12 protein-coding genes are annotated in these 13,638 nt (G+C 36.8%); 6 read left to right on the top strand and 6 right to left on the bottom strand.

Annotation, left to right across the window (positions count from 1 at the left end):
- The first annotated feature begins 19 nt into the window (after positions 1-19).
- The 3 genes from MM213_RS16800 (at position 20) to MM213_RS16790 (ending at position 3,283) form a co-directional block, all read left to right on the top strand.
- On the top strand, positions 20-1,141 hold the full coding sequence (locus tag MM213_RS16800; protein WP_241414059.1) for an NAD(P)/FAD-dependent oxidoreductase: 1,122 nt from the start codon (positions 20-22) through the stop codon (positions 1,139-1,141).
- 61 nt (positions 1,142-1,202) lie between these two features.
- Positions 1,203-2,684 (top strand): Na+/H+ antiporter NhaC, encoded by a 1,482-nt coding sequence (nhaC, locus tag MM213_RS16795; protein WP_241414058.1) that lies wholly within the window; start codon positions 1,203-1,205, stop codon positions 2,682-2,684.
- Positions 2,681-3,283 (top strand): 3'-5' exonuclease, encoded by a 603-nt coding sequence (locus tag MM213_RS16790; RefSeq protein ID WP_241414057.1) that lies wholly within the window; start codon positions 2,681-2,683, stop codon positions 3,281-3,283. Before nhaC ends, MM213_RS16790 begins: the two co-directional genes overlap by 4 nt.
- Here the strand turns inward: MM213_RS16790 and MM213_RS16785 are convergent.
- Positions 3,273-3,872: a YigZ family protein gene (locus tag MM213_RS16785; RefSeq protein ID WP_241414056.1), complete on the bottom strand. Its 600-nt coding sequence runs from the start codon at positions 3,870-3,872 to the stop codon at positions 3,273-3,275. The genes MM213_RS16790 and MM213_RS16785 overlap by 11 nt on opposite strands.
- 122 nt (positions 3,873-3,994) lie before the next feature.
- Between MM213_RS16785 and MM213_RS16780 the strand changes: the two genes are divergently transcribed.
- The 3 genes from MM213_RS16780 to MM213_RS16770 are packed head-to-tail and all read left to right on the top strand — an operon-like array spanning position 3,995 to position 6,264.
- Positions 3,995-4,396 (top strand): sugar 3,4-ketoisomerase, encoded by a 402-nt coding sequence (locus tag MM213_RS16780; protein WP_241414055.1) that lies wholly within the window; start codon positions 3,995-3,997, stop codon positions 4,394-4,396.
- Complete coding sequence (locus tag MM213_RS16775; protein ID WP_241414054.1) at positions 4,386-5,312, top strand: hypothetical protein; 927 nt, start codon at positions 4,386-4,388, stop codon at positions 5,310-5,312. The genes MM213_RS16780 and MM213_RS16775 overlap by 11 nt, the downstream gene beginning before the upstream one ends.
- A 1-nt stretch (position 5,313) precedes the next feature.
- The gene (locus MM213_RS16770; protein ID WP_241414053.1) at positions 5,314-6,264 is read left to right on the top strand and encodes a glycosyltransferase family A protein; all 951 of its coding nucleotides are present in this window, start codon (positions 5,314-5,316) and stop codon (positions 6,262-6,264) included.
- Positions 6,265-6,517: 253 nt separating this feature from the next.
- On the opposite strand, the gene MM213_RS16765 is transcribed toward MM213_RS16770, so the two are convergent.
- Genes MM213_RS16765 through MM213_RS16745 form a run of 5 tightly spaced genes read right to left on the bottom strand, consistent with a single transcriptional unit; the run spans position 6,518 to position 13,607 of the window.
- A complete protein-coding gene (locus tag MM213_RS16765; protein WP_241414052.1) occupies positions 6,518-7,789 on the bottom strand; it encodes a M16 family metallopeptidase in 1,272 nt (423 codons plus the stop codon).
- Entirely contained in the window at positions 7,789-9,006 is a 1,218-nt protein-coding gene (gene porV, locus MM213_RS16760; protein ID WP_241414051.1) for a type IX secretion system outer membrane channel protein PorV, read from the bottom strand. Before porV ends, MM213_RS16765 begins: the two co-directional genes overlap by 1 nt.
- Entirely contained in the window at positions 9,003-12,269 is a 3,267-nt protein-coding gene (porU, locus tag MM213_RS16755; protein ID WP_241414050.1) for a type IX secretion system sortase PorU, read from the bottom strand. Before porU ends, porV begins: the two co-directional genes overlap by 4 nt.
- Positions 12,253-12,954, bottom strand: a complete 702-nt coding sequence (pssA, locus tag MM213_RS16750) for a CDP-diacylglycerol--serine O-phosphatidyltransferase (RefSeq protein WP_241414049.1) — start codon at positions 12,952-12,954, stop codon at positions 12,253-12,255. Before pssA ends, porU begins: the two co-directional genes overlap by 17 nt.
- Entirely contained in the window at positions 12,954-13,607 is a 654-nt protein-coding gene (locus MM213_RS16745; RefSeq protein ID WP_241414048.1) for an MBL fold metallo-hydrolase, read from the bottom strand. Before MM213_RS16745 ends, pssA begins: the two co-directional genes overlap by 1 nt.
- Between the last annotated feature and the right edge of the window lie 31 nt (positions 13,608-13,638).

Below are 13,638 nucleotides of genomic sequence, written 5' to 3'. Positions count from 1 at the left end.
CACTAAATCACATAAAATAATGCTCAGTTTTTGGGAGAAAAAACATTTTCTGAATCATGACATGATCATCATTGGAGCAGGAATCGTAGGGCTCTCTACTGCTATCCAATATAAAATCAGATTTCCGAAAAAGTCGGTTCTTGTCCTAGAAAGAGGGGTGTTTCCCAGCGGAGCAAGTACCAAAAATGCTGGTTTCGCATGTTTTGGAAGCCTGACAGAGATTTTGGATGACTTGAAATCCATGTCGGATAAAGAGGTTTTTGAATTGGTGGAAAAAAGATACAGAGGTCTTTTGGCGATCAGGAAGTTTTTTGGAGATGAAGCTATTGGTTACAAATCCAATGGAGGCATGGAACTGATCATACAAAGCCAAGAAAATGTTTTGTCGGAAATTTCCCGAATCAATGGAATGCTTTTCCCCATCTTCGAAGACGATGTTTTTGAGGTTTTGGATGATGTTCAGCCGTTCCGTTTCGGACCAAATGTTAAGTACATCATCAAAAACAAATTTGAAGGCGAATTGGATACCGGTTTATATCTTCAAAGACTATGGTCAAAATGCCAGTCTTTGGATGTGAAAATTTTGACTGGTGCAAAAGTAGATTCCTTAGATGTAACTCATAAGAAGGTTTATGTAAAAAATGGTTTGGAATCACAAGTAATTCCTTTCCAAGCAAAACAAATCGCTATTTGTACTAATGCATTTACGGATAAATTAATACCTGATCTTGATATCAAACCAGGTCGCGGATTGATTTTAGTGACGAAACCTTTGAAGGATAAGATCGATTGGCAAGGAGCATTTCATTATGATGAGGGGTATGTATATTTCAGAGCTTTGGAAGGAAATAGGTTAATGATGGGCGGAGGAAGAAATTTGGATTTTGACGCAGAACAGACAGATCAATTTGAAATCAATCAAAATATTAAAGCGTACCTAGTCGATCTCATTAGAAAAGTGATCATGCCGAAGCAGCAAGTGGAAATTGAAATGGAATGGTCTGGGATAATGGCTTTTGGAACAACCAAAAAACCTATAATTACTATGCTGAATGATGATGTTGGTCTTGCAGTGAGGTTGGGTGGAATGGGTGTTGCAATCGGTTGGCAGACAGCAGAAGAGTTAGTAAGCAATTATTAAGAAGTGGAAAGTTCCAAAATTTTATTAATTTCATGCTTTAGAAAAATCCAAAATATGCTAAATGGTTAAGATTCGTAAAGACCCATCATTATTGGAAGCAATGTTTCCAATATTATTTTTAATAGTTCTACTTGTGATCAACATATGGATTTTTGGGACAGATGGTCTCAGTGGGTCCAATCAGATGGTCTTGGTTATTTCATCTGCTATAGCGGCGTTGATTGCAGTGTTTAGATTGAATATTAGGTGGGAGACACTCCAAGATGGTATAGTAAAAAGTATCAGTTCGGCTATGTCAAGTATTTTGATTTTGCTTCTGATAGGTTCATTAGCCGGGACTTGGATGATTAGTGGAATTGTGCCAGCGATGATTTATTATGGTTTGCAAGTACTAAATCCTACAATATTTTTGATAGCGGCTTGTATTGTGAGTGCAGTAGTTTCAATCTCGACAGGTTCTAGTTGGACTACAGTAGCTACTGTTGGAGTTGCTTTGTTGGGGATAGGAAAGGCTTTAGGATTTAGTGAGGGAATTATAGCAGGAGCAATTCTCTCTGGAGCGTATTTTGGTGATAAAATGTCACCACTTTCTGATACTACAAACCTCGCTCCAGCGATGGCGGGTACGGATTTGTTTACGCACATCAGGCATATGACCAAAACTACCGTCCCATCGATATTGATTACTTTGGTGATTTTCGGGATAATTGGTTTTACTAGTGGAGCAGAGGGTTCAGTAGAGCAAGTCAAAGGGATATCAAGTGTGATTCTAGAGAAATTCAATATCAGTGGATGGCTTTTCATAGTCCCTTTGATTGTGATTGGGCTGATTGTCAAAAAAGTCCCTGCAGTTCCGGCATTGCTTGCAGGAGCATTGTTGGGAGGTGTTTTTGCGATTATTTTCCAGCCCCAAATCATCTATTCCATAGCCAACGAAGCAGGCCAAGGATATGCATACAATGCTTTCAAAGCAGTAATGATGTCTCTCTATGGAGAGGTGAGTGTCACCACTTCCAATGATATCGTAAATGAATTGCTTGTAACAGGAGGAATGTCAGGAATGCTCAATACCATTTGGTTGATTATTTGTGCGATGATATTTGGAGGGATCATGGAAGAAAGTAAAATGCTGGCAGTATTGGCAGAAGCAGTAATCAAAAAAGTACATTCCGTTGGCTCTTTGGTGGCATCTACTGCTGCTACTTGTGTGTTTTTCAATGTGACCACGTCTGACCAATACCTGGCTATCCTTGTGCCGGGTAGAATGTACGCCGATATATATAGAAAAAGAGGTTTGAGACCCGAGAATTTAAGTAGAACTTTGGAAGATAGTGCAACTGTCACGTCAGTTCTGATCCCTTGGAATACTTGTGGCGCTACCCAAGCTTCTGTATTGGGAGTTGCTACCTTGACTTATGCTCCGTATTGTTTTTTCAATATAATAAGTCCATTTATGACGATAATGTATGGTTATTTTAAACTGGGAATTAATTATTATTCAGAAGAGGAAATGATTGAAATCAGAAAGGAATTTTCAGTATGATTCCAAAAAGTATTACAAAAGAGCAGGTAAATGAGCTTCCATTGGGGCAATTTGAAGGAGAGATCATTCTAATCAACTCCATGGATCAAGTTCAAGAGGCTGTAGAGGAATTGTCCTCACACTCTTTGATTGGTTTTGATACAGAGACTAAGCCGGCCTTCAAAAAAGGAGTTTACAATTATGTTTCTCTCTTGCAACTTTCCACTCCGGATGTAGCTTTTTTGATTAGGTTAAATGAATTGGGTTTGCCAGCTGGCTTTCGGGAAATTATGGAAGACCGAAGTATTTTGAAAATTGGTGCGGCTGTTTTAGATGATTTAAGAGGGCTTAGAAAGTATGCTCAGGATTTTGTTCCTGCCAGTTTTTTTGACTTGAATGAAGAATTGAAAAAAGCAGGATTTCTCAATATTGGTGTTCGAAATTTGGCTGCAATGGTTATGGAAATCAGGATTTCTAAGTCAGAGCAAGTGTCCAATTGGGAAGCAGCGACGCTCACTGAAAAGCAAATGCTCTATGCAGCGACTGATGCTTGGGTTTGTTTGGAAATCTACAAAAAGCTCCAAGCGCAGGGTTATTTGGATGATCTATTTAATCGGTAAGAATCTTAACCATTTCTAAATCATTGATTTTAGATTCAAAATTATCGATTACGCCCTCCCTGACACTGACAGTCATTTTACAGGTGTTGTCAAAATCCTGTGAGAGGATTTCCAAATCTAAATCTTTTACCAAACGCATTACATCATTCATTGCTATGTAGTCAAATTTCAAGGTTGCCTTTTTCTTGACTATAGCCTCCATAATTTCATTGTTTTCCAAGGCTTCAAAAGCAGCGGTTTTGTAAGCTGTAATAAGACCGCCAACACCCAGTTTTGTTCCACCAAAATAACGAATGACTACAATTAGTGTATTGGTAAGGTTTTTTGACCGGATTTGACCCAATATTGGATCTCCAGCAGAATGGTTTGGTTCTCCATCATCATTTGCTCTGTATTGATCTTGATTTTTGCCCAAGATGTAGGCATAGCAATGATGCCTTGCATCATAATACTGCTTTCTAAGGCTGTCTAGAATTTCTTTGACTTCATTTTCATCCGACACAGGATAGGCAAAAGCCAAAAATTTACTACCTTTTTCCTTATAGAGTCCTTCTGATACATTTGATATAGTAAGGTAAGTGTCGTTCATTAGTCTAAACTCAAATTTCTTCAGATTGTGGTATTTGATTCATCTTGTAATCTTTCAAAATTAACAAAATAGAAATTTTAGACTGGTACTATTCCTAAATATTATTTTAATTTTGAATTAATATGAACAACTTCTCAAATCCCAAATTAATATTACTGGAAGGTATAGTCAATGAAACAGGTAGTCTTCACTTCTTCGAATATTCTGAAGCTTTGCCTTTTTCGATCAAAAGGTCTTTTTGGATTACTGAAGTACCACAGGGTGGAAAGCGAGGAGTGCATGCCCACAAAAAAGAAACTCAAGTATTGATAGCACTGAAGGGTTCAGTTAAGGTGAGTCTGGAAGGTAAGTCAAGTAGTAAATATGAATTTATTCTCGACCATCCGAACAAAGCTTTAATTTTGCCTGCAATGTTTTGGTCGGAAGTTACATTTGAAAAGGATACGGTCTTATTGGTTTTGTCTGACCAGGAGTTTTTGGAAAGCGATTATATTAGGGATAAAAGTCAATTCGATGAATATTAAAAAGAGTATTAATGAAAGCTACAATTTGGAATTCAAACCAGTTGCTGAATTGTCCTCAGATTATTTTTTACAAGCATTCAGACCAGAAGAAAATGGGGGTTATTTTCATTTGATTCTGAAGAAAAAAGAACTGGAGAAGGGAGAAATTTTTGTTTTTATAAATCAAGAACGGCAGGCAATGTCAATCCCTAAGAGTCCATTTGGAGGTTTTTGGATTCATGATTCGGTTTCCTCAGAGGTCATCGGACAAATGATAGGATTTTTGTCTGAATGCATGATTGAAATGAATGTAGTCTCTTTAAAAATAACGCAAGCTCCTAATGTTTATGGATCAAAATCTGACTTGATAGGCTATCTGCTTTTTTGTCAAGGATTCAAATTGGAAAAACTGTTGAATCATCAAATTCTTTCTGGAAAAAAGAAAATCAAGAATGCTTTTCAGCAACTTTTCCCAAAGCTGATCGAAAAAACTAAAAAGCTTAATTTCAATGCCGTAGTGGGAAATATTCAAAGTTTTAATTTTTTAGAGCAAATGTCACTATGGAAAATTCAAAAAGGGCATTCGTCAAGTATTGACGAAAAAAGACTGATTCATCAAGTTTCTAGTTATCCAGAAAGATATTTTGTGATTTCGATTTTGCAGGAATCTAAAGCTGTAGCTCATGCAGTTGCTGTAAAATTAACCTCAAATAGTCTTTACTACTTTTATTCTGCGATCGATCCTAAAAACCAATCTAAATATACGGGGGAGTTGTTGATGGTGTATTTATTAAAGCTGGCGATGGAACAGAAAGTGTCGTTTCTGGACTTGGGTTCTTCTGATATAGAGGGATCCCCCAATCATAAGTTGATGTTTTTTAAGGAAAAATATGCTGACTCTTGGGTCAATAAGTGTACTTGGGGAAAAATCTTTTGAAATGGACAAATCTGATTTGGTTTCCATCATTTGTACTGTTTTCAATCAGGAAGATTATATTCTTGAATGCCTCGAAAGTGTAGCAAATCAAGATTATGAGAATTTTGAATTGATAATTCTTGAGAATGGAAGTAAGGATCAATCTCCTTATCTAGTAAAATCATGGGTTGCCCAAAATAGCAAATTGAATATTCATACAATCTTCAATAGCAGTGCTATTTCCTATTGCGAAAATTTCAATAAAGGATTGGGAATTAGTAAAGGGAAGTATGTTATAGATCTTTCAGGAGATGATCTGATTCGCCCCAGTCATATAAAAAGAAGCACTACAAAGCTACAAAAAAACTCAACCGCTGCATTTTGCTTTTGTGATGCAAACCTTTTTGAAGTAGGCAAAAAATCAAAAACCTTTTATCAAAGAAATCAAAAAGGGACGCTTCTCGATTCTGTGAATGAAGGGAACCTGTACAAACAGATAGTTGCCGAAAATCCTATTTTGTCAGCTACATTGGTTTTTGATGCGGCAAAACTAAAAGCCATAGGAGGCTATGACGAGGGATTGTCTTATGAGGATTTTGATATTATGGTCAGACTATCCAGAGAATACATGGCAGTCTTTTCAGATCATGTGGGAATCAACAAAAGGATTCACCCAAAATCCTTTTCCAAAAATCAATACCTTCCAAAAACGTCAATTATGCTCCCTTCCACCTTGAAGATTTGCCAGAAAATCAAATCTTTGAATGAAAATAGGGCGGAAGATCTAGCGTTACTAAAAAGAGTGATGTTTGAAGCCAAACATGCGCTTTGGTCAGCAAATTTTGATGTAGCTGTAGGTTTCTTAGAGCTAGCCAAATCACTGAGCGCAAGTGGTGTCGAGTATCACTTATTTAGAAAATGGTCAAAGGTTAGGGTTGATCTGTCTTATCTTTACTTATGGTTGAAAAAGTAGAAAGGAATTTACATTCTTTTGATAGGACCTTTTTAAATGTCTAAAGTATAGAAAACTACTAGCATTTATTGTTTTAACTAACCATTACTTCTACCATTTTCTCTCAATGTAAGTATTTTTGCCAAACTTATTTCCTTGGTTTGTGTCTCCACTAACTACTCTACATACATCGAAAAATCTCAAAAAGGATTGATGTCATTTTGAAATTAAGAATTGAGAAGCCCTTGCTAGCAGTTGGGAAACTTTTCTTTTATTACCCAACGATGACTTCCACCATGTTATTTCGGTTAAGGTACTTTTGACCTACATTTAGAATATCCTGGGCTGTGAATTTTCTAATGAAATCTAGTTTTTCATAGTAGAAATTCTGATCCATTCCTGCCTGATGAATACTTTTAAACCTTCCAATTAAGTCAAATGCAGAACTGAAATTTGATAAGAAATTTCCAATCATATAGTTTCTGACAGTTTCCAATTCATCAGGTCCAACCAGTTCAGTTTTCAACAAGTCTATTTCCTTATATATTTCAGTTATGACTTCATTGAGGTATTGTTTTTGGACATCCGCCATTACAACCCAATAATCTGCGTTCTTCAAACTTCCTATGCTGCTGTAGATGCCGTAAGTGTGACCTTTTTCTTCTCTGATGTTTTTGATAAGCCTTGATCCAAAATACCCACCCAAAATCGTGTTGAAAACAGAGAGGGCATGATAATCAGGATGGCTTTTTGGGATTAAATGACAGCCTATCCGAATAGTAGATTGAAGGGACTTTTCTTTGACTTCATACAATCTTTCTTTTGTAATATTTGAAAACAAAGGATATTCTCTTTCTGTAAAACTTACTTCAATAGATCCCAAAAGCTCGGTAATCATATCCAGCTCTTTTTCTTCTACATTTCCAGTAAGAAAAATCTCAGGGTTGAACCAAAGTGAATTCTCATAATAATCTTGTAAGTCTTCTCTAGTAATGATTTCCACATCATTTTCGTCTGAAATCAATCCGTAGGGATGGCTTTCCCCAAAGAGTTGTTTTCTGAATAGTTGACTTGCTCGAGCTCCATTTTGTTCTCTTTGAAGACTAATACTTAGTGCTTTTTGGGATTTTCTTTTAGCGAGTTCCTTTTCTGGAAAAACAGCTTCTGTCAGCAATGATCTAAATACAGGGAATACATTTGCAAAATGTTTTTTTGTAGTAAGTAAGGAGATACTATTGTTTTCAAAGCCCGAACTTACTTCTACTTCACTTGCATACTGATCAAAGAAATCATCCAATTCAAGAGCGGACATTTGCTTGGTCCCCTCCATTATCATATTCAGTGTAAAAAATGAAGTGAGTTTTTTATCGACTATATTCAAAGATCTTTGGGTATCAGTGTTGATTTCGAGTCGGATGGCGTCAATTTCAGGTGTGGGTATAAAATACAAGTGGACTCCATTGTGAAGAGTCCGCTTGATAGGGTTTTGTAATGTGATGTTTTCTGGAATTAGGAATTCCGGTGCTTTGCTTCTATCTAAAATCATTATTTTGAAAGATTGTATGCGAGAGAAAGTCTTAAAGTCTCAGCTAATGGATGGTTTTGTACTTGTGGTACAAGGTAAGAGAAGTCAAATCCTAGGGCTTTATAGTTAAAACCTACACCCATAGTAAAATACCTTCTTCCTCCTTTATTGATGTTTTCATGAAAATAACCAGTTCTCAAAGCGAGTGTTTCATTGTATACATACTCGACTCCAAACGAAATCATCACCTCTTGCATTTCTTCACTGAATCCACCTGGAGCATCTGTAAACGAACCGAACATTCCTGATATCAATGGTCTATTTGGGTCTTTCCCGTTACCAGGTGCTATCACTAAATTGTCGTTGGAGTCTGTTATTAAATTCCCATTTTCATCTCTGCTATAAATAGGAGGTGTAGGTACCATTAGTTTGTTGAAATCTAAAGCAAAAGTTATTGAATTCAATTGATCTATTTTGATTTGGTATGCCGTTCCGATTCTGAAATTAGTAGGGATATAATCCAAATCTTCAGAGCTGTTGTAAGTCAGTTTTGGTCCTATGTTGGTAATAGATGTCCCCCAAGACCATACACCCTCTTTGTTGCCTAGAAGTACATCTTTTGTGTAGTACAATCCTATGTCTGTCCCTACAGACACTCCAGGTCTGCTTTCAGATCCGCCAGCAGATGAGATATTCCCTGATAGATTGGAGTGGATAAATCGAGCAGAGATTCCCAAACCTAAGTTCTGCGACAACCTTCGGGAGTAAGTACCACCGATTGCAATATCTCTTGGTGTAAATTCTCCCAACTCATTTCCTCTTTGATCTGTCAATTGTATGTCTCCCATATTGAAGTAGCGTAGATCAAATCCAAAGGCTGAGTTTTCATCTATTTTTTTGAATCCCGTCAAATAACTCACTGACATATCGTTTACTATTCGACCTAGCCATGGAGAATACGAAAGTGAAAGACCCATGTCATCTTTGATGAAAGCGAGTTTGCCTGCATTCCAATGCGCTGAGTTGGCGTCCGGAGACGTGGCTACACCTACATCTCCCATTGCTGAATGCCTACTGTCAGGAGCAAAATTCAAAAAAGGTACAGCAGTGGTGATAACACGTCTATTAGGATCCTGTCCAGAAATGATTGTCGAGTTTTGCGCAGATACTTCATACGCAGAAAGACATACCAAGGAAAGAAAAAGTGTCTTGAATGAATGGCTTACCGATATTTTCATTTAATGATTATTTTGCCGCTCTTTCTATCCGAAGTATTGTCTATTTCTGATACGAGCTCTAATTCGTAAATATAAGTTCCTTTTGTTGGATATTTGGTTTTAGAATGGAAAAAAATCCACTCTAAGTCGTCCAAAATATAATTAGCCTTCACATAACGCTTGCTAGCTCGATATATTTCATGTCCTAATATGGAGAAAACTCGCAAGTGCAGCATTAAGTTTTCACCAGTTCGATTATGCTCTACTTTAAATTTACTGAACTCTATGCTTGGATTTGGATAAGTAGTACTTTTAAGGATCCTTATAGATGAGCTTCCTTCTACCAGAATCTCTCTCTCCATATACGACCTATTCCCGACATTGTCCCACACTTCCAAAGAAATTGTATTGATCCCTTCGTTTAGCCCTTCTATTGGAACTAAAATCCTGCCTTTTTTATAGCCGTTGTCTATCGAATTATAAAAGCTATTCAAGAAGACTGGATGACTATCGTTGATTCTCAAAGTAATATTTTGATCTGTATTCGTGGTGGAAATATTGATCCCACTTTCATCACTAAGATTAGCCATCAAGCGGATATTGTATGCTGAGAATACTGTCAGATCTTCTCCATATTTATTTCCAAATAGCATTTCTATCAATGGGCCTTCTGTGTCCTCAGTGATCATTTGATTGACTCCTCCAATGATTGTTTTCTTTGCCGACATTGCTTCCTGATTATTTTCGAGTGTTGCAAATACTCGAATGATGCCTTCACCAAAGTCGGTACTGATGTTTTTAGGAATAAAAATTTCTGTCTCAAATGCCCCATCAAAAATATTCCCAATCCCTTGAAACAGAATATTTCCTTCCACTTCAAAATTTACTGGACTGCTTTCATCTCCTAAGGTCTGTTTCATTTCTTTTCTGTCAAATAAAACCAATTTGTAAGTCCCTTTAGAATTCGAGATGGAAGATTCTGTAAGAGGATCTACTATTTTTCCTCTTACAAAGATTTTTTGCATTGCACTGAGGGTGTCGATTTCTACTTCTAGGTCAATATCCATTACTTTTTTCACTTTTGAAAGAAGTTCAGGTATTGCCAATTTTAGAGAAGGGTCTCCAAGTAGTGAAAAATTTCTGTTCAGCGCCCCATTTAAGCTGTTGTTTTTGGTTCTCTTGAAAATTTCTCCCAAATCTAAGTTTTCTCCATTTTCTTTTTCAAAAACTGCTTCAATAAAAGCTTTATTCAATGTGAAATTACTGCTGCTGAATACAGGGCGTCCTGTTGTCAGTAGACTAATGGCTCCTTTGTTTTTAGCAAATAGCATTTCTTCTGCTCCAGAGCGTATGTATGGGCTGTCATGTCGTCCAAATTCACAAGTTGCTGTCACTACTAATGGAAGGAGTGGGGTGTCAACCCAATCTCTCAGGTCAGAAGATTGGAAGACTCGCTCAGCAGTTAGAGTAGTTTCGTTTCCATGGCCCACATAGTTTAATATCAAAACTCCCTCTTCGATTGTGGTTTTCAATGCATCTTTGGCTTGCGGAGAAGACTGTCTCCCATCATTTCTGACTTGCTCATACCGATCTAGGTATAGTTTTTCTACGATATATTCGGGATGGTTTTCAGTCAAAAACTTTGCATGGCTTTCTGCATTGGATAAATGGATATTATTATCTCCATCATCCGCAAAAAATGCTACTCTTCGTTTCCAATCTCCTTGGTTTTCAGTTCTTGTTTCATATGCGATAATTTTATCTACAGCTTCCCTTGCTTCTTGAATACTGATAGCTGGAATTCTCCCAATACCAACCTTGAGGATTTCATCTCCGGAATTGTTCTCATCCCACTCACCCTGTCCTATTTCCAAAAAACCATAATAATCATCAGACGAATAAGTTGATAGGGGGTTAAGACTGCTTTTTGAACTATAGGATGGGACGAGATTTGGTCTTCCTCCTTCAATTTTTCTTTTGTAGTCAATTGTGCCTTTTCCGAAAAACAGCACATTCTTTATTTGTCCATTATTTAAATAGTGGTAGGATAGGAAATTTCGAATGGCAGTAATATCATAAGTGCCATATCCAAAGGCATCAAAAACTTCATTCAATGTTACCACTTTACTTCTAATCCCTATAGAATTTTTATGATTTGCAAGTCTTTTTGCTTGAGATAAAAGTGATTCAGGGCTGACGATTATGAGGGATTCTGTGATTGGATTATTTCTTAAGTGGAGGTTTACTGAAATGGGAGTCGGAATATTCCTGGTTTCATTTCTCCCAAAGACAATAATTTTTTCTCTTGGTTTGATTTCAGTTTGGCTGAGGACATGTTTTATTTCATAGGCGTTGGATATGCTAAACAATTCTTTACCTGCTATCGGAGAGATGCTTAATGGGACTGCAGAGAGATTATAAAAAAGTCCGTTTGGTAAATTGTTATTGGAAAATGGGATTGCTATAGAAACATAGTCGATGAACGCATCGCCGTTGATGTCAGCACTTTGTTGCGTCAGCCTTACTGCTGCTGTAGCATTTGATGCAATTGGGAAATTTGATAATACAGTTTCTTCCCTTCCTTTGATTCCAAATGTAGTATTAGGAATCGCAGGAATACTAAAATCCTCTATTGCTTGCCCGTTCACTTGTAAATTTAGTCGACTCTCCTGTAAAGATTGTGCCATGACTTTTACTTTTACAATTCCCAAACCAGCATTTTCATTTGGTATGTTGAAAGAGTGGTTGTAAGATTGATTTCCGTAGAATGCTGTTCCGTACCAATTTCTCCCCGAGGTTAGGAGGTTGTGGCTTTCTTCTTTTTTTACAGCAATCAGATGCAAGCTACCATTGAAGTTGTTTTGGGATCTTTCTGATTCTTGGATTCTGATGGTAGGTACTTGATTTGATATAAGATAAAATACAGTGTCAGTGTAATAGTGATGCTGGTATTCCCAGTCATTAGTTTGAGCATTGATAATATTTGGACCTTCCAAATAAACAAATAATTCTGATCCGATTATTTTTGTAGGGATTTCTTTAAGTGTCAAATCAAGACTATCAAGTCGTTGGGGCAGAAGGCCAGGATTTCCAAAAATCGATATGTTTTCTAACCCAGTAATTCCAACTTGATTCAACTGATTTTGGGAAATTTTGTAAACACCGGACTCTGTGATTGGAAATTTGAAAAATTGAGACTGTGCATTTGAAGAGACACAAATGAATGATACAAAAAAGTAACAAAGCAAAATTGCATTTAGAAATATCTTATAAGCTACTCTCATTTTTATTGATCACCCCTTCCAATACAGAAAGTACAATATAAGAAATAATTATAATTGGAATCCCTGCAAAGCCCAAAGTTATAAGACACAGCAGCCCAATTGCCAAAACTAAGTATCGAAAGACATTGTCTTTAGGGAGGTAGTTCTTGAATTTCAATGCTATAAGTGGGATTTCTGCAATCAAGAGAACAGACATTACCACGGCAATTGTCAAGAGAACCAAAGGTTGCTCAATGTAGCTTGCGATTTGGGGGAATTTTGAAACAAAAAAAGGTAGTGTGCTTACAAGTAATGCATTGGCAGGTGTCGGAATTCCAATAAAGCGATCTGTTTGTCTGGTGTCAACATTGAATTTGGCAAGCCTTATGGCAGAAAAAACTCCCATTATCAAAGCAATAAAGGGTAAGTACTCGGAATCTGTGAGTTCTTTTGTCCATTGAAAAAGGATAAAGGATGGTAAAACCCCAAAGGTCACCAAATCAGCTAATGAATCCAGTTGCTTTCCAATCTCACTGTGTACTTTTAGAATTCTGGCTACAAAACCGTCCAGAAAATCAAAAATCGCCGCCAAAATAATAAAATATGCCCCATATTCGATTTTTCCCGAAAGGACAAAATAGATCCCTATCATTCCAGATAACAGGTTTAGGCTGGTGATGCTATTGGGAATGTGTTTTTTGATCATCAAAATTTCGCTCTTTTTCCGACAAATGGATTATTTTCTTTTTCATATTCGACCGTTGTCTCAGGGCCATGGCCTGGATATATTACCATGTCATTCGGCAATGTAAACATTTCAGACTTAATCGCAGACAACAAAGTCTGATGATCTCCACCAGGAAGGTCAGTCCTTCCAATACTTCCCTGAAACAAAGTATCTCCTGCAATACATAACTTACTGCCTTCATGATAAAAAACCAAATGGCCAGGTGCATGACCAGGGACAAATTTGATTTTCAAAGTTGTATTACCAAATTTGATTTCGTCACTTTCATCAATAAACTGATCCGCTTCAGTCTCTTCATAACCAGGGAATCCATAATTGGAAGCATAGGCAGAAACAGATTTGAGAACCATGACTTCATTTTGATGGATAAGTAATGGTACATTATACTGTCTTTTGACAAATGCATTTCCCAATACATGATCTATGTGGCAATGTGTATTGATTAAATATTTTACAATAAGACCCTCTTTCAAGATGAAATCATGTAGCTTTTCCCTTTCGTTTTTTTCGTAACATCCAGGGTCAAAGATTATAGCTTCTTTGGTCTCGTCAAATAAGACATAGGTGTTTTCCATAAAAGGATTGAAAGTAAAATATTTTAATTTTAGCATATTGGGAAACATTTTCTTGAAAGTATCAAAA

This window comes from Belliella alkalica, assembly GCF_022549785.1.
Lineage (GTDB): Bacteria > Bacteroidota > Bacteroidia > Cytophagales > Cyclobacteriaceae > Belliella > Belliella alkalica.
The sequence above is the reverse complement of the archived record's forward strand: the minus strand, read 5'-3'. Positions and strand labels throughout refer to the sequence as shown.

Bases quoted from the DNA above. Each gene is read 5' to 3' on its own strand.
- MM213_RS16790 (WP_241414057.1), top strand. From the start codon at position 2,681: ATGATTCCAAAAAGTATTACAAAAGAGCAGGTAAATGAGCTTCCATTG.
- porU (WP_241414050.1), bottom strand. From the start codon at position 12,269: ATGAGAGTAGCTTATAAGATATTTCTAAATGCAATTTTGCTTTGTTAC.
- porV (WP_241414051.1), bottom strand. From the start codon at position 9,006: ATGAAAATATCGGTAAGCCATTCATTCAAGACACTTTTTCTTTCCTTG.
- MM213_RS16775 (WP_241414054.1), top strand. From the start codon at position 4,386: ATGAATATTAAAAAGAGTATTAATGAAAGCTACAATTTGGAATTCAAA.
- pssA (WP_241414049.1), bottom strand. From the start codon at position 12,954: ATGATCAAAAAACACATTCCCAATAGCATCACCAGCCTAAACCTGTTA.
- nhaC (WP_241414058.1), top strand. From the start codon at position 1,203: ATGGTTAAGATTCGTAAAGACCCATCATTATTGGAAGCAATGTTTCCA.
- MM213_RS16745 (WP_241414048.1), bottom strand. From the start codon at position 13,607: ATGCTAAAATTAAAATATTTTACTTTCAATCCTTTTATGGAAAACACC.
- MM213_RS16800 (WP_241414059.1), top strand. From the start codon at position 20: ATGCTCAGTTTTTGGGAGAAAAAACATTTTCTGAATCATGACATGATC.
- MM213_RS16765 (WP_241414052.1), bottom strand. From the start codon at position 7,789: ATGATTTTAGATAGAAGCAAAGCACCGGAATTCCTAATTCCAGAAAAC.
- MM213_RS16785 (WP_241414056.1), bottom strand. From the start codon at position 3,872: ATGAACGACACTTACCTTACTATATCAAATGTATCAGAAGGACTCTAT.
- MM213_RS16770 (WP_241414053.1), top strand. From the start codon at position 5,314: ATGGACAAATCTGATTTGGTTTCCATCATTTGTACTGTTTTCAATCAG.
- MM213_RS16780 (WP_241414055.1), top strand. From the start codon at position 3,995: ATGAACAACTTCTCAAATCCCAAATTAATATTACTGGAAGGTATAGTC.